General features: G+C 60.6%; 15 protein-coding genes. 11 read left to right on the top strand and 4 right to left on the bottom strand.

The genetic code is table 11. From position 1 onward, the window contains the following. Positions 1 to 30 precede the first annotated feature (30 nt). The 4 genes from AC07UB_RS07245 to AC07UB_RS07230 all read left to right on the top strand — a co-directional run bounded on the left by AC07UB_RS07245 (position 31) and on the right by AC07UB_RS07230 (position 3955). Positions 31 to 1917, top strand: a complete 1887-nt coding sequence (locus tag AC07UB_RS07245) for an ABC transporter permease (protein ID WP_492793222.1) — start codon at positions 31 to 33, stop codon at positions 1915 to 1917. After that, positions 1914 to 2705, top strand: a complete 792-nt coding sequence (locus AC07UB_RS07240) for an ABC transporter ATP-binding protein (RefSeq protein WP_492793221.1) — start codon at positions 1914 to 1916, stop codon at positions 2703 to 2705. Before AC07UB_RS07245 ends, AC07UB_RS07240 begins: the two co-directional genes overlap by 4 nt. Further along, a complete protein-coding gene (locus AC07UB_RS07235; RefSeq protein WP_492793220.1) occupies positions 2702 to 3406 on the top strand; it encodes an ABC transporter ATP-binding protein in 705 nt (234 codons plus the stop codon). Before AC07UB_RS07240 ends, AC07UB_RS07235 begins: the two co-directional genes overlap by 4 nt. Positions 3407 to 3469: 63 nt before the next feature. After that, the gene (locus tag AC07UB_RS07230) at positions 3470 to 3955 is read left to right on the top strand and encodes a MarR family winged helix-turn-helix transcriptional regulator (protein WP_492793219.1); all 486 of its coding nucleotides are present in this window, start codon (positions 3470 to 3472) and stop codon (positions 3953 to 3955) included. Positions 3956 to 3965: 10 nt separating this feature from the next. Here AC07UB_RS07230 and AC07UB_RS07225 read toward each other — a convergent pair whose 3' ends face one another. Continuing rightward, the gene (locus tag AC07UB_RS07225; protein ID WP_492793218.1) at positions 3966 to 5165 is read right to left on the bottom strand and encodes an amidohydrolase family protein; all 1200 of its coding nucleotides are present in this window, start codon (positions 5163 to 5165) and stop codon (positions 3966 to 3968) included. A gap of 173 nt (positions 5166 to 5338) precedes the next feature. Here AC07UB_RS07225 and AC07UB_RS07220 point away from each other — a divergent pair, with 173 nt between their 5' ends. Continuing rightward, positions 5339 to 6112: a ferredoxin--NADP reductase gene (locus tag AC07UB_RS07220; protein WP_492793217.1), complete on the top strand. Its 774-nt coding sequence runs from the start codon at positions 5339 to 5341 to the stop codon at positions 6110 to 6112. Between the two features lie 27 nt (positions 6113 to 6139). On the opposite strand, the gene AC07UB_RS07215 is transcribed toward AC07UB_RS07220, so the two are convergent. Both AC07UB_RS07215 and AC07UB_RS07210 read right to left on the bottom strand, forming a co-directional pair. After that, on the bottom strand, positions 6140 to 7789 hold the full coding sequence (locus AC07UB_RS07215) for a Na/Pi cotransporter family protein (protein ID WP_492793216.1): 1650 nt from the start codon (positions 7787 to 7789) through the stop codon (positions 6140 to 6142). Positions 7790 to 7829: 40 nt separating this feature from the next. Further along, positions 7830 to 8618: a DeoR/GlpR family DNA-binding transcription regulator gene (locus AC07UB_RS07210; RefSeq protein ID WP_492793215.1), complete on the bottom strand. Its 789-nt coding sequence runs from the start codon at positions 8616 to 8618 to the stop codon at positions 7830 to 7832. A gap of 262 nt (positions 8619 to 8880) precedes the next feature. On the opposite strand from AC07UB_RS07210, the gene AC07UB_RS07205 reads away from it, so the two are divergent. From AC07UB_RS07205 to AC07UB_RS07180, 6 genes are all read left to right on the top strand, one after another. Beyond that, positions 8881 to 9897, top strand: a complete 1017-nt coding sequence (locus AC07UB_RS07205) for an ABC transporter ATP-binding protein (protein WP_492793214.1) — start codon at positions 8881 to 8883, stop codon at positions 9895 to 9897. 52 nt (positions 9898 to 9949) lie between these two features. Beyond that, a complete protein-coding gene (locus AC07UB_RS07200; protein WP_494651542.1) occupies positions 9950 to 11227 on the top strand; it encodes an ABC transporter substrate-binding protein in 1278 nt (425 codons plus the stop codon). A gap of 48 nt (positions 11228 to 11275) precedes the next feature. Next, positions 11276 to 12196, top strand: a complete 921-nt coding sequence (locus AC07UB_RS07195) for a carbohydrate ABC transporter permease (RefSeq protein ID WP_492793212.1) — start codon at positions 11276 to 11278, stop codon at positions 12194 to 12196. Further along, positions 12193 to 13002 (top strand): carbohydrate ABC transporter permease, encoded by an 810-nt coding sequence (locus tag AC07UB_RS07190; protein WP_492793211.1) that lies wholly within the window; start codon positions 12193 to 12195, stop codon positions 13000 to 13002. The genes AC07UB_RS07195 and AC07UB_RS07190 overlap by 4 nt, the downstream gene beginning before the upstream one ends. Beyond that, positions 13002 to 13838: an endonuclease/exonuclease/phosphatase family protein gene (locus AC07UB_RS07185; RefSeq protein WP_492793210.1), complete on the top strand. Its 837-nt coding sequence runs from the start codon at positions 13002 to 13004 to the stop codon at positions 13836 to 13838. The genes AC07UB_RS07190 and AC07UB_RS07185 overlap by 1 nt, the downstream gene beginning before the upstream one ends. A gap of 179 nt (positions 13839 to 14017) precedes the next feature. Next, on the top strand, positions 14018 to 15418 hold the full coding sequence (locus tag AC07UB_RS07180; RefSeq protein ID WP_494651544.1) for a GumC family protein: 1401 nt from the start codon (positions 14018 to 14020) through the stop codon (positions 15416 to 15418). 18 nt (positions 15419 to 15436) lie between these two features. Here AC07UB_RS07180 and AC07UB_RS07175 read toward each other — a convergent pair whose 3' ends face one another. Next, positions 15437 to 16222: an enoyl-CoA hydratase/isomerase family protein gene (locus tag AC07UB_RS07175; RefSeq protein ID WP_494651545.1), complete on the bottom strand. Its 786-nt coding sequence runs from the start codon at positions 16220 to 16222 to the stop codon at positions 15437 to 15439. Positions 16223 to 16227: the final 5 nt, after the last annotated feature.

Raw genomic sequence — 16227 nt, 5'->3', positions numbered from 1 at the left:
CCCGCGGCCATTTCCAGCCGTGGATGACCTATGAGCTTCTACTTTGTTCAGTTCCTGACAGGTCTTGCGAGCGCGGCATCGCTGTTCCTCGTGGCTTCTGGTTTGTCGATCATTTTCGGCGTCACGCGCATCGTGAATTTCGCGCATGGCGCATTCTATATGCTGGGCGCCTATGTCGCGTTCACCTTGACGGAGCGGCTGTCCGGCACGCTCGGCTTCTGGGGCGGCATCGTCGTCGCAGCGCTCGCTGTCGCGGTTCTCGGCGTGCTGGTCGAGATGGTATTGCTGCGGCGGATTTATAAGTCGCCGGAATTGTTTCAACTGCTTGCCACCTTCGGCCTGACGCTGATGGTGGAAGATCTTGTGGTTCTGATCTGGGGCCCGGATGATCTGGTTGGCCGTCGCGCGCCCGGCTTTCGTGGCGCGGTGGATTTCTTCGGTCAGAACGTCCCGACCTATGACTTGTTTCTGATCGTACTCAGTCCGGTGGTGCTTGGTGCATTGTGGTTGCTGTTCCGCCGCACGCGCTGGGGCATTCTGGTTCGCGCGGCGACGCAGGACCGCGACATGGTGGCGGCGCTGGGCGTCAATCAGAAGTGGCTGTTCACCAGCGTGTTCGCCCTTGGCGTCTTTCTGGCGGCGCTAGGCGGCGCTTTGCAGATTCCGCGCGACGCCGTGCATCATGCGATGGACCTGCGCATCATTGTTGACGTTTTCGTGGTGGTGGTGATCGGTGGCCTTGGCAGCATCGCCGGCGCGTTCGTCGCGGCGGTACTTGTTTCCGAACTCAACGCGTTCGGCATTCTGATTTTTCCGAAGATTTCCATCATCCTTGTGTTTTTGGTGATGGCCGCTGTGCTGATCGTGCGGCCGTGGGGACTGTTCGGGAAGCCGGAAGCGCCTGCGCGCAAGACGCCGGGGCTGACGGTGCGTCCGTGGCGGCCACTGACGACGAGTGAGCGTTTTGCAATGCTGGCGGTGCTGATCGTCGCGGCATTGCTGCCGCTGTTCAGCGGCGACTACGCGCTGAACGTCGGCGCGGAAATTGCGATCTTCGTGATCTTCGCTGCGAGCCTGCATTTCCTGATGTCGGTCGGCGGGCTGGCCTCGTTCGGTCACGCGGCTTATTTCGGCCTTGGCGCATATGGCGTGGCGTTTCTCGCTAAGGCAGCTGGCCTGCCGATGATCGTGTGCCTGTTGCTCGGTCCGCTGCTCGGGTTGTCGGGCGCGGCGGTGTTTGGATTCTTCGCGGTTCAGCTGTCCGGTGTTTACTTTGCGATGCTGACGCTGGCTTTCGCGCAGATCGTATGGTCGATCGCGTTCCAGTGGGTTGCGGTGACAGGTGGCGATAACGGAATTCTCGGCGTCTGGCCCGCGGCATGGGCGGCGGGGCCGGCGAGCTTCTACTGGCTGTCGCTCAGCGTTGCGACGCTCGCAGTGGCGGCGCTTCGCATCATCGTGTTCTCCCCGTTCGGCTATGCCTTGCGTGCGACACGGGACTCCGTCTTGCGCAGTGAAGCCATCGGCATCGACGGTAAGCGGATTCAATGGACTGCCTTCGTCATTGCGGGCACGGTGGCGGGTATCGGCGGCGCGCTATTTGCTTATCTCAAGGGCAGCGTATTCCCCGATAGTCTCGGCATCTCGCTGTCGGTGGACGCCCTGGTGATGGTGCTGCTGGGCGGCGTCGAGACGATCTCGGGCGCGGTAGTCGGCGCGATCATTTTCAAGGCACTCAATATCTGGCTGGTGAGCCAGACCGATCTTTCCAAGCTTGTACTGGGCGCCGTGATCGTGCTGATCGTGGTCGCATTCCCGAAGGGCATTGTCGGAATGCTGGAAACTCTTCGTACACGGCGTCAGACGCCGTCGTCCAAACCGGCCGTTCTGGCATCACGGATCGAGTCCGCCGAATGAGTGTCGCACCCACGCTTCTTGCAGTCGAAGGCTTGACCAAATCCTATGGCGGCGTCCACGCCGTGCGCGGTGTGTCGTTCTCGCTGGTCGCCGGCGAAATTCTCGCGCTGATCGGCCCCAATGGCGCAGGCAAGAGCACCTGTTTCGACATGCTGAACGGCCAGAACATTCCCGACAGTGGCCGGGTCAATCTGCTCGGCGTGGACACTGTCGGCAAAAAGCCGCGCGCGATCTGGCGGCTTGGCGTCGGTCGCACGTTCCAGATTACCGCAACGTTCCCCACTATGACGGTGCGCGAGAACGTGCAGGTGCCTCTGGTGTCGTACAACTCGCAGCTCTTTAACATGTGGCGCTCGACGCCGGGCTTCGCCCGCGATGAGGCCGACCGGCTCCTCGATCTCGTCGGCATGAGTGGCTATGCCGAACGGCCTTGCGGTGAACTCGCCTATGGCGATCTCAAGCGGCTTGAGCTTGCCATCGCGCTCGCCAATCAGCCGAAACTCCTCCTGATGGATGAGCCGACGGCAGGCATGGCGCCGCGCGAACGTGTCGAACTGATGCGCCTGACCGCGAGCATCGCACGTGAAAAGTCCATCGGCGTTCTGTTCACCGAGCACGACATGGATGTGGTGTTCGAGCACGCCGACAGGATTCTCGTGCTCAATCGCGGAACGTTGATCGCCGAGGGGTCTCCCGAAGAGGTCCGGCGCAACCCGCAGGTTCGCGCGATCTATCTCGGCGAGGGCCTGGTTTATGACGCGCGTCATCGCGAGGGTGCATCGGCATGAAGCTCTCGGTTCAGGGTCTCAACAGCTACTACGGACCGGCGCACATCCTGTTCGATGTTGCAATGGAAGTTGGCGACGGCGAGGTGGTGGCGCTTCTCGGCCGCAATGGCGCGGGCAAGTCCACGACATTTCGCTCGATTGTCGGACTGGTGGAGCAGCGCGAGGGCCGGATTGTGTTCGAGGGCAACGATGTGTCGGATCAGCCGACCCATGCCATCGTTCGCAACGGGCTTGGTTATGTGCCGGAAGAGCGACGCATCTTCACGGATCTCACGGTCGAGGAGAACCTCGAGGTGGGCCGCCAGCCGCCGCGGCCGAATGCGCCGCAATGGACTCGCGAAAAACTATTCACGCTGTTTCCGAACCTCGGTGAAATGCGTGGCCGCATGGGCGGGCGTATGAGCGGCGGCGAACAGCAGATGCTGACCATCGCGCGGACGCTTATGGGCAATCCGTCACTGGTGTTGCTTGACGAGCCCTCCGAAGGTTTGTCGCCGAAGATCGTCGAACAGATGGTTGGCGCGATCCTGGCCATGAAGAAGGAAGGCGTCAGTATCGTCGTTTCGGAGCAAAATCTTCACTTCGCCAATTTGATTTCGGATCGCGCTTACATCATCGAGCGCGGCCGTATTTGCTACAGCGGGACTATGGCTGAACTCGCCACCCGCCCGGACATTCGCGACGCTCATCTGGCTGTGTAAGAAAAGACGGCGGCTGTTCGCGCAATGCCCGTAAGACAAAGAACAGGTTCTGGGGGAACGGGAATGGCCAAAGCTGCTCAGATCAAGGCCTCTCAGATCAAGGCTTCGGCCCTTAAACGGGGCGCGAAACCGACTAGGCAATCCTATGTGCTTGAGGATCAGATCGGGTTCATCCTTCGGCAGGTCTGGCAGCGCCACGCGACGATTTTTGCGAAGGAAATCGGAATCAATCTCACGCCGACCCAATGGGCGGCGTTGGCGAAGCTCACCGAGACAGGGCCGTGCTCGCAAAATCAGCTCGGGCGATTGACGGCGATGGACGTTGCGACCATCAAGGGCGTCATCGACCGGCTCACTGCGCGTGGCCTGACCGAAACAAGTTCCGATCCGCAGGACGGGCGTCGGCTTCTGGTCAGTCTCACGCGGGCGGGGCAGGCTCTGGCAGAGAAGGCTGCGCCCAACGCGTTGACCATCACGAGGGAAACACTCGCGCCGCTCGATGCGAAGGAGCGCGAGGTTTTTATCGCGCTCCTGAGCAAGCTGCGATAAAATCAGCGCGCTAGTGCGCCACGATCTCCGGCACCTTCGTCGCCGGCGGCGTGTTGCGGCTGCGCTGTGTGCGAACGATGCCGTCGATAATGGTCATGCCGATGCCGGGCAGGTCGCCGAGCTGAACGCTGTCGAGAATGTTCTTGCCGGCCGAGTGCTGTGCCTTGTCCATGATGACAAAGTCCGCCGCGCGGCCGATTTCGATAATGCCGCAATCGAGTGCACGCATTCGCGCGGTGTTGCCGGTTGCGAAGCAAAATGCGATTTCCGCCGGCACGTCGCCAAGCGCCGACAACAAGGACACCATGCGCAAAATACCGAGCGGCTGCACGCCTGACCCTGCGGGCGCGTCGGTGCCGAGAATGACGCGGTTCAACTCCTTCATCTCGCGTGCAATCCGCAGCGTATAGAGCGCGGCGCGTTCGTTGCCGTTGTGAACCAGTTCGAGCCCGCGTTTGCAGCCCTCGCAGATACAGCGGATTTGCCCGTCGGGCAGGGCGGTGTGGCCGCCGTTGATATGGCCGATGACGTCGGTGTCGGCTTCCAGCACCACGTCCGCGTCGATCAGGCCGGAGCCCGGAATCGAGGGGCCGCCGGTGTGAATCGTGCTTTGGATGCCGTACTTGCGCGCCCACGCCACCATCTTGCGTGCGGTGGGGCCGTCCTTGACGCCACCGAGACCGACTTCGCCGAGGAGCTTGACTCCAGCCGCTGCAAGTTCCTTGAAATCTTCCTCGGTCATGCCGGGCTCGATGACCGGCGCACCGGCATGAACCTTGACGCCGCCGGGTCGTAGATTGTCGAACGCGCGCTGGGCGAAGATTGCCATCGCCTTGACGCCGACCACGTCACGCGGGCGGCCCGGCATATGAACCTCGCCTGCTGAAATCATGGTGGTGACGCCGCCGTTCAGGAAGCTGTCGATCCAGCCGATCTGGTTCTGCCGCGGCGTCCAGTCGCCTGCGACCGGGTGAACATGGCTGTCGATCAGGCCGGGGGTTACGGTCGTGCCGTTGGCGTCGATGACGGTGGTCGCGCCTGCGGCGTCGATGTCCTTGGCCCGCCCAATGGCGGTGATCCTGCCATTCTCCGCAACGATGGTGTCGGCATCCAGGATCGGCTTTTCCATCATCCCGCTCAGGATCAGGCCGATATTCCGGATCACCAGCTTGGTCGGGCCGGTGGTGCCCTGGGGCGCATCGTGGGACATGATTTATTCCTTTTGTTCAAGGTCTTCTCGGCGGTTCGGCGCCAACTTGAGCGCGGCTTGACGGTTGGATCAAGTTGGATTATTCATTAGTACACAAATGAATTTGGCGGTGCAGTCCCCGCCACTGCCTATTCTGATTTTGACCCGTCGTTGGCCACCACCGGATCGAGCGAATGAGCAATTTCAATCAGGAAAGCGTCCTTAGCGTCCATCACTGGACCGACACACTATTCAGCTTCACCACGACCCGGGATCCGTCGTTTCGCTTCCGGAACGGTGAGTTCACTATGATCGGCCTGAAGGTCGGCGAAAAGCCGCTCCTGCGCGCCTACAGCGTGGCGAGCGCCAATTATGAGGATCGGCTGGAATTCTTCTCGATCAAGGTGCCGGATGGTCCGCTGACATCGCGCCTCCAGCATTTAAAGGAAGGCGATGAAATCATCGTCAGCCGCAAGGCCACTGGCACGCTGGTAATCGACAATCTGGTGGGCGGCCGTAATCTGTATCTGATCGGCACAGGCACCGGTCTTGCGCCGTTCCTGAGCGTCATCAAGGATCCTGAAACCTACGACCGCTTCGACAAGATCGTGCTGTTGCACGGCTGCCGCCATGTCGCCGAACTCGCCTATGGCGAGATGATCACCCAGACGCTGCCAAAGGACGACCTGATCGGCGAACTGGTGCGAACGAAACTGATTTATTATCCGACCGTGACCCGCGATCCGTTTCATAACCGCGGCCGGATCACCGATCTCATTGCGCAGGGTAAGCTCTACGACGATATCGGGCTTCCGCCGCTCGATGCTGAATTTGACCGCGCCATGATCTGCGGCAGCCCGGCCCTGATGGACGAGATGAAGGCGATGCTTCTGGGCAAGGGTTTCACCGAAGGCAACCACGGTGAGCCGGGACAGTTCGTGATCGAAAAGGCGTTCGCCGAACGCTAGCCCTGAAGCAACATGTCGAGAGTGTATTTATGCCATGCGGCTAGGCAGAAGGGCTCCGGTGCGCTCCAGCACCGGATATGCAGCTGCAGCAACGATATGCGAATTGATGAGCTTCATATCGCGCAGCAGGTCGAGATGAATCGAACTGGCCTGCGCTGTCTGAAGGTCGCTGTTTCTAAGCCTGTCGAAGTGCGAAGCGGTCGCTTTTGATTCCGCGTCCCTGAACACGGCTTTCTCGTCAACCAGCAGGCGCGCAGTTCGCGGATCTTCGGTGACGAAAAGCGATGCCGCCGTCTTGAGATTGGCGGCAAGCCGTTCGATCATCGCGCTGATGTCGTTTTGCTCGTCGTCGGAAAAAACCAGTCCGCGCTTCAATCGCTTGGAGGCGTGGGGCAGGAAATTCCGGTCGACGACGTCGCCGGCCTGTTCGATGTTCATTGTGAACGTCAAGATTTCATTCAGACGACGCTGATCCATCTCGTTGAGTTCATCGGGGTCGAGCGACGTCAGATATGACTTGATCGCGATGTTCAGCTTGTCGAGGACATCTTCGCGCCGGCGGGTTTCCACGAGCAGCCGCCGGTCCCCGGACGCGAGTCCGGCGTTGACGCCCAGCAGCATTTCTTCCAGCACATCTGCCAGTCGCAACGCCTCGCGCGACGCGGCGCCGAGAGCGACGATGGGCGTCTCCTTTGCCGCGAGGTCAAGATAGAGAGGCCGCGCGGGATCGGCCGGATCGGCGCGATCCGGAAGCAGGCGGCGCAGCAGCGATGCGAAGGGTGTCAGCAGCGGCAGTGAAATCAACGCGATGGCGAGATTGAACAGCGTGTGGAAATCGGCAACCGCGCGTGCTGTGGTAGGTTCTATCGCCATGATGAACTGACTGATCGGCCCCAGAAGTCCGATCGTTATGGCGACGCCCACAAGACGACCGATCAGGTTTCCGAGCGCCGGCCGTTTGGCTGCGGGATCGTCTCCTGCCGGACCCTCAATGAGCGGATTGATGGCCGTGCCAATATTCGCGCCGAGGACGAGCGCGAACGCAGCATCAGGAGGGACCACTCCCTTTGTCGCCAGTGACATGATGAGCAGAACGATGGCGACGCTTGAATGGGCGGCCCACGTCAATGCGGCTGCGATACAGACATCGAGCAGCCATGACGAGGAGATGAGCCCGAGCACGGCGGTCAGGGTCGGAGAACTCTCGTAACCGGTCATGAGGTCGAGCAGGTGGCGGAGCGCAAGCAGCATCAGCCCGAGACCGATGAAGACGCGGCCGAGATCGTGTGCCTGCGTCCGCGAGTCCCTCCGGAACATCAGCATGCCGATCAGCACGAGTGCTGGCGCAACCAGCGTGACGTCGAATGACAGAATTTGCACAATTAGTGTTGTACCGACGTTGGCGCCGAGCATCACAGCGAGCGCGGGCACCAGGCCCATGAACCCGCCTCCGGCGAAGCCAGCCGTCATCAGTCCGGTCGCCGTGCTGCTCTGGAGAACCGCGGTGACGCCCATGCCTGCGAGGAATGCGCGGAAACGGTTGCGCAAGGCGCGGCCAAGGATCGTGCGCAACTTCGAACCGAAGGCGCGCTGGATGCCGGTTTGCACCATATGAGTGCCCCACAGCAACAACGCGATGAAGCCGGCAAGATCGATCAGGTTGATAGCCAGGGTCATGATCTGATCCCCTTATAAGCTCTTGCGCGCCGGAGTGGTTTCAGGCGGCCTGTACGCGGCCGTCACCCACGACGCGAATTTTGTCGGTGTACTGCTCGGCGATCCGATGAAAATCCGCGGGAAGCGGCTTGTCGGTGAAAAGATGATGGCAATCGCTGATGTGTCCACCGCGCACCGTGGCGCTGCGGCCGAATTTGCTGGCGTCGGCGACGAGGAGGGCGGTCCGGCAATTTGCGACGATGGCTTGGCGCGCCTGAACTTCGCCGGAGTAAAAATCGAGCAGCGTTCCTTCCTCATCGATGCCGCCGACGCCGAAAATCCCGATATCGACTTTGAAACGCGAGAAGAAGCGCACTGCGGCGTCACCGATAATGTCGCGATCGAGCGGACGCAGCGTTCCGCCCGCAATCGTGATTTCCACATCGGGGTTACGCGCGAACGCCGACGCTACGTTGAGATTGTTGGTGATGACTCGCAGGTTCTGGCGGCCGGCGAGCGCCAGCGCGACATATTCAGGCGTCGTTCCGAGCCCGATCATGATGGAGGCGCCGTCGGGAATGAAATTGAAGACCGCTTGCGCGATCTGCCGCTTGGCCTCGAAGTTCAGGCCTTGCCGGCTTTCATAAGCAAGATTCTGGTTCGACACCGGAAGGCCGACGCCGCCGTGGATACGGCGCAGCAGACCCTGATCGCAAAGCTGGTTCACGATGCGGCGTGCCGTCTGCTGGGTCACATCGAAATGCGCAGCGAGATGCTCGATCGAGGCGAAACCCTTTTCGCGCACGATTTCGAGGACCAGTGTCTGTCGCTTGTTTGTCATCTTCAGCATGTATCTGAGTGAAATATTATCATTCGAACACAAAACGCGCAAATTCTTATTTCGTTTGATCAAAAAGTATGTTCGGATGAACATTCGGGAGGACTTTAATGTTGCCGGAAAGGCAGACGAGGCGTTCTTTTAACGGGCACGGCGGGGGGCATATCCCGGTCGAGGGAGCGGCCCGGCGCGCATCGTTGTGCATTTCGGAACGTTTTGCGCGCCGCGTTCTGGTGCGTCCCCCACGTACCAATTCAGCCGGACCGGGTAGTTCATGTCAGCCATTACCCTCGATCACGTCTCAAAGAACTGGGGCCCGATGCGCGCCGTTGATGACGTCAGTCTCACGGCGGACGCAGGCTCGCTGCTGGTACTGCTTGGCCCATCGGGTTGCGGCAAGTCCACGACTTTGCGGTTGATCGCAGGCCTCGAGCAACTCGACGGCGGCACAATCACGATTGGAGGCACGGACGTCACGCATCTCTCGCCGGCAGAGCGCAAGATATCCATGGTGTTCCAGTCCTACGCGCTGTTTCCGCATCTGAGCGTGGCAGAGAACATCGTTTTCGGCCTGCGCGTGCGCCGCGTATCCCGTGCCGAGCGAGACGACCGGCTGAAGCGCGTGGCCGACATCGTTGGTCTCGGTCACTTGCTTGAGCGCAAGCCATCTCAATTGTCAGGCGGCCAGCGTCAACGCGTGGCGCTTGGGCGTGCCATCATCGCGGAGGCGAAAGTTTGCCTGATGGACGAACCGCTCTCCAATCTCGATGCCAAGCTCCGCCACGAAATGCGCACGGAGATCCGTTCGTTACAGCAGCGTCTCGGGATGACGATGGTCTACGTGACCCACGATCAGACCGAGGCCATGACGATGGCGGATCGAGTCGTGCTGATGCGCGACGGACGCATCGAGCAGAACGGCACGCCGGAAGAACTTTACAATCGGCCTGCAACGGCTTTCACGGCGCGTTTCATCGGAACGCCGCCGATGAATTTGATTGCAGAGGGCAGCCAACTGATCGGTATCCGTCCGGAGCATATTCGTATCGTGTCGCAAGACGGTCATCCGGCGCGCGTAAAGGCGATTGAGCATCTCGGCGCCGACAGCATCGTTCTGTGCGAAATCGATGGGCAGCCTGTCTCAGTACGACAGGACGGTTTCAGCAAATCTCATCCGGGCGACGATGTCCGGCTCGCATGGGATGCAGGTTTCGAACATCGGTTCGAGAAGGAAACGGAACGGCGGCTGCAATCAGCCGCCGGCGAGATGAAGCGGGCTGTGGTTGTATGAGGCCCGCATCGGCGGGGCCGGCGCAGAGAAACGATAGCAAGGGGAGGATGACATGAAGCTCTTTAGACGAACGACGGTTGCGGCGGCAGCGCTTGCGGCCTTGGCTTTCGGCTCGCAGCCCGCGGTTGCAGTCGATCTGACCATGTATTACCCGGTCGCGGTGGGTGGTCCGGTGACCAAGATCATCGACGACATGGTGGCGCGCTTTGAAAAAGAGAACGCGGACATCAAGGTGACGGCGGTTTATGCCGGCAATTACACCGACACGATGACCAAGGCGATGACGGCGATGAAGGGCGGCCAGCCACCGCCGCTTTCGGTGCTGTTGTCGACCGACGTCTTCACGCTGATGGACGAGAACGCCATCGTGCCGATGGATGGTCTCGTTGCGGACAAGGCGTGGTTCAAGGAGTTCTATCCGGCCTTCATGGCGAACGGCCAGATCGACGGCAAGACGTGGAGCATTCCGTTCCAGCGTTCGACCATCGTGCTCTACTGGAACAAGGATGCTTTCAAGGAAGCCGGCCTCGATCCCGAAAAAGCGCCCGCAAGCTGGGACGAAATGACCGAGATGGGCAAGAAGCTCGTCAAGAAGGATGCATCCGGCAATACCACGCGCTGGGGTGTCGAGATTCCAACGACGGGCTATGGCTACTGGATGCTTCAGGCGCTGGCGATCGAGAACGGTCAGAAGCTGATGAACGAGCCGGGCAACGAGGTTTATCTCACCGCGCCGAAGACCGTCGGCGCTCTGGATTATTGGGTCGATCTGTCGCGCAAGCACGCGGTGATGCCTCCCGGCAGCATCGATTGGGCGACCCTGCGTACCGACTTCCTCGAAGGCAAGACCGCGATGATGTGGCACACCACGGGCAACCTGACCGCGGTGAAGGACGGCGCGAAGTTCAACTTCGGTGTCGCGATGTTGCCCGCCAAGGAGCGTCGCGGTTCGCCCACCGGCGGCGGCAGCTTCTATATCTTCAAGAGCGCCTCGCCCGAGCAGCAGAAGGCGGCCGTGAAGTTCATCCAGTGGATGACGACGCCCGAACGCGCTGCCGAGTGGAGCATTAAGACCGGCTATGCCGCTGTGTCGCCGGCTGCGTACAAGACTCCCGCGATGGAAGCCTACGCGAAGGGCTTCCCCGCGGCACTTGTCGCCCGTGACCAGCTTGAACATGCGGTGCCCGAACTGTCCGTTCACGAGAACGGCCGCATCTACAAGTTCGTCAATGATGCCGTGCAGGCCGCAGTGACCGGCACGCAGAAGCCCTCGGAAGCCCTCGCGGGCGCGCAGCAGCAGGCCGACCGCGTGCTGCGTGCGTACAAATAAAGTGAAACATCCGGGTGGCGGTTCGCCGCCATCCGGAGGGATGATCCGATGACCGATCAAGCCGTTCCAGCATCAGCCACCGCGCGCAAGCCGAAATCGCATGCGTGGTGGAACGCTGTGAATGCGTGGCTGCTGTTGCTGCCCGCCGCGGTGCTGTTGCTGGCATTCACGCACTATCCGATCCTGGCGACCATCCGGCATTCGTTTTTCATCACCCGCCGTAACGGCACGGAAGCGTTTGTCGGTCTGGACAGCTACCGGTCGATGTACGCCGATCCAATTTTCTGGAAGGCGCTGGTCAACAATTTCTGGTTTGCGCTCGGCACCATTCCGACGTCGATCGCGCTCGCGTTGTTGATGGCGATGTGGGTCAACCGCAACATGCGCGGCCGCGGTTTCCTGCGTCTGGCCTTTTTCACGCCGACCGTGCTGCCGATGATCGCTGTCGCGAACATCTGGCTGTTTTTCTACACGCCGGATTATGGACTGCTCGACCAGTTGCGCGGGGTCTTCGGCCTTGCGGGCTGGAACTGGCTTGGCGATCCCAGCACGGTGATGAGCTGTCTGATCGTCATGGTGATCTGGAAGGAAGCCGGCTTCTTCATGATCTTCTATCTCGCAGCGCTTCAGCAATTGTCGCCCGACCTCGAAGAAGCGGCCTCGGTTGAGGGCGCGAGCCGCTGGTACACTTTCCGGCGGATCACGTTTCCGCTGCTGATGCCGACGACATTGTTCGTGGCAATCAATGCTGTCATCAACTCGTTCAAGCTGGTGGACCACCTTGTCATCATGACCAAGGGCGGCCCCAACAATGCCAGCACGCTTTTGCTCTATTACATTTACGAAGTGGCGTTCACATTTCAGGACTCGGCCTATGCCGCCACCCTGACGGTTGTGCTCCTGGTCCTGCTGAGCACACTGGCGCTGATCAAGTTCGGCTATCTCGATCGCAGGATTCATTATCAATGAACGGCCGCACGCACCCTCTTGAAGCGGTTGCCGCGTGGCTGCTGGCGCTACTGTGGCTCGCGCCGCTGGCCTATGCGTTCTGGAGTGCGCTGCATCCGGCTGCCTATGCGACTTCGTTCAGCCTGTCCGCGCCGTGGACGCTGGAGAACTTCGCGCGCGCGTGGAATCAGGCACCGTTCGGCCGTTACTATTTCAACACAATGGTGCTGGTCGTGATCATCCTGATCGGCCAGCTTATTCTTTCGACGCTCGCAGCCTACGCATTCGCGCGATTTACATTCAAGGGCAGCGGAATCGCGTTCGCGCTGGTGCTGCTGCAATTGATGATCATGCCCGACGTTCTGATCGTTGAAAATTACCGCATGATCGGAAAGCTCGGCTTGCTCGATACCATTCCGGCAATCGCTCTGCCGTATCTGGCCAGCGCGTTCGGCATTTTCCTGTTGCGGCAGACCTTCAAGAGCGTTCCGCAGGAACTGGTCGAGGCCGCGCGCGTCGAAGGGGCGGGGCCGCTGCAAATTCTCTGGAAAGTTTACGTCCCGCTGGCACGGCCGACCTACGTGGCCTTCGGTCTCGTTTCGGTGAGCTATCACTGGAACAACTTCCTCTGGCCGCTGATCGTGACCAATTCGGTGGAGAGCCGGCCGCTTACCGTGGGGCTCGCGGTATTCGGCGCGCCCGAAACCGGCGTGGACTGGTCGATCATCACGGCTGCGACGGTGATGACGATGGCGCCACTGTTGATTGCGTTCCTGCTGTTCCAGAGACAGTTCGTGCAATCCTTCATGCGCGCGGGCATTCGCTGATGCGGCTTCTGACATGGAACATTCAGTGCGGCAAAGGCTGCGACGGTGTGACCGACCTCGGGCGTATCGTGTCCGTCGCACGGGAAATGTCTGACGCGGATGTCTACTGCTTTCAGGAAGTGTCTGATAATTTCAAGAAGCTCGATGGTGGCACGGACCAGAGCGCGCTGTTGGCGTCGCTGCTGCCCGGATACCGGCCAGTGTTTCGTCCGGCGATAGAAACCATCGGCGACGATGGACAGACGCATCGGTTCGGGAACATGACGCTGTCACGGCTTCCGGTGCTGCAAATCGCCAACCACCTCCTGCCATGGCCGGACGCCAGTGCAGTTCGCAGCATGCGGCGGCATGCGCTGGATGTGACGATCAAGGCGGCATCGGGTCCCTTGCGCATCGTCAACACGCATCTTGAGTATCATTCCGCCGCTCAGCGCGAAGCACAGATCGTGAGGTTGCTCGATCTGCAGGAAGAAGCTTCGACGGGTGCGAAGGCAGCCGGGCTCCATGGCGAACCCTACGCAAGTCAGACGCTGGCAGCGTCGAGCCTGCTGTGTGGTGATTTCAACTTCGACGTCTCCGACCCGCAGCATGCCTTGATTCAGCTTTCGTTACGTCCGGGGCTGAACTATCGCGACGCCTGGTCGGCCCATCATCCAGATCAACCTCACGCGCTGACCTGCGGTCTTTACGATCACGAGCAATGGTCGGACGGTCCCGATTGCCGCGACTTTATTTTCGTGACGGAGGATTTAACCGCTCGGCTTCGGCGGATCGAGGTGAACGGCGCGACGGATGCGTCGGATCATCAGCCGATCGTGGTTGAGCTTGCGGACTGAATCCGCTTCCACGTCTGTGATGCTGTTTTATGCCAAAAATGGCACCGACGGTCGCCATCCAGCCTGCGGCTGAGCCATTCAGCCGGCCGATTTTGTGCGACGGCCGGCAAAAGATGTCTCCCCAATGACCGTTACAGGAGGCTACACTGACCTGAATTGTATGGCGTGGAACAGTTGGGATGGCGATCTCCGATAACGACAGGCACGACGCATATCTGCGCCGTCTTCAACTGCCTGTTCCGGACCTGGAGGGCTTTGTAGAGATGTTGCGCCGCCGGGCCGCGTTCATCGTGATTGTGACGCTTGCCTGCGCTGCGATGAGCCTTGCCTACATTCTGGTCACGCCTCCCAGGTTTGTTGCGTCCGGCCAAGTCCTGCTCGATCCGTCTTTGCCCCAACCCGTCGGGTCCGACTCCGCCGCGCACGGGACGGCAGTTGACAGTACGGTTGAAGCCGAAAGCCCGATCAAGGTCATGACGTCGCGCAGTCTTCTCGAGAAGGTCATCGCGCGGGAAAAGCTTGAAACCGATCCTCTCTTTGGCGCGAAATCGAGAGGAATTCTCGCAGCACTTTTGACCGGTGTCGGTCTTGCACCCGACGCCGATCCGAATGAGAGCGCGCTGCGCCAGTTGAATCGTGCGATCAATGTCACGCACACCCCCGGCGCGTCTGTTGCCAACGTCGACGTTACGACGTCAGATCCGGAAACGTCGGCGCGCGTGGCGAACGCCGTGATGGATTTCTACATCGAGCAAGAGACGCGCGAACGCGCTGCAACGGCAGGGCGCGCTGTGCCGCCTTCCGACGCGAGGGTGGGCATGCTTCAGGCACGCCTGCGCGAGGCTGAACAGCGTTACGAGGCCTTTCGCAGGGAAAGCGAAACGGGTGTTGCGGTTGGTCAGGCGGCGATAGAAAAGCAGGCGAATGAATTACCCGGCCAGATTGCCGATGCCGAAACCAAGGTGACTGGTTTGCGCTCGGCGCTTGCCCAGATGCAGCGCGCCAGAGATCAAAGGGATTTCCGGGCAATCCCTGAATCGCTGCGAACCGAAACCTTGAATGCTCTCAAGAGCCGCTATTTGGCCGCGCAGCGTCTTGAATCCGATTTGTCGGAGGCGGCTGGGCGAAATGCAGAACTGAGATATGCCAGGCAGCAGATGGCCGAAGTCACGCGCCTGCTGGATCAGGCGATCGAGGATGGCGTCCAGTCCACCGCCGCCGAACTGGAGCGCGCGCGTTCCGAAGTGACCCAGCTCAAGAACCAGCTTGAAACGGCGAAGAAAGCTCCGACCGGTTTCAACGAAACATCCGCGCGCCTGAAAGAGCTTGAGCGCGATGTTGAAGCGAGCCGCGCGAACTATCAGGCCGTCCTGACGCAGTCTCGTGATTCGGGCGAACAGCGGCAATTGGACAGCGAGAACCCCAAAATAGTAACCCGCGCAACCCCGCCATTGCAGCGGAGCGGCGCATCTCCGACTCGTATTCTGTTCATCAATTTATTGCTCGGGTTGGGCTTCGCTATCAGCCTTGCCTGGCTGCTCGAATTGATGAATGAGCGAAAAGGGAAGGCTGCGCCTTGATAGGTGACGCGGCGGCCATCACCGTCCTTTGAAATTTCCGGCGCGGCGCTCTGCGGTAGCCTTGACTCCCTCTGCGAAATCTTCAGTTTCGCGCAGCCAGGTCTGCTCCGCGAGTTCATGGTCGGTCTGCGCCTTTACGCGTTCCGCCAGCCCCGCGCGGATGGTCGCGCGCGTCGACATCAATCCCAAGGGTGAATTCTCCGCGATTTCGCCCGCGAGCTTGAACGCCTCGGCGCGCACCTGATCCTGCGGCACCAGCACGTTGGCCAGCCCCATTTTGAAAGCCTCTTCACCGGTCACGCGGCGGCTGGTGTAGAACATCAGCGCAGCGTTGTTTTTTCCGATCAGTTCCGGGAGCGTGACGGTGAGGCCGAAGCCGGGATGAAAACCAAGTTTGGTGAAGTTCGCGGCAAAGCGCGTCTCGGGGCAGGCGACGCGAAAATCCGCCGATACCGCGAGCCCAAGCCCGCCGCCGATAGCGGCGCCCTGAACGGCGGCGACAATCGGCTTCTTGTTGCTGAAGATGCGTACGGCCTCGAGATAAAGATCACCTGTGGTTCCGTCGCCGGATGCCGCGTCGCCATCAAATCCGGCGGGTCGGTTGAAGTTCGCGCCAGCGCAGAACGCCTTCCCCTGGGATGCAAGGACGACCGCGCGAGCGTCGATGTCCTTGTCGATCAGGTTCAGCGCATCGGCGATCTGCCGGATCAGGGCGAGATCGAAAAAATTCAGCGGCGGCCGGCGAATCTCGATCAGCGTGACGTGCCCGTGTTTTTCGACGCCGATGTCGGTGAAGCCGCTCATGAGTG

Source organism: Afipia sp. GW821-FHT04G03, from assembly GCF_059419985.1.
The sequence above is the reverse complement of the archived record's forward strand: the minus strand, read 5'-3'. Positions and strand labels throughout refer to the sequence as shown.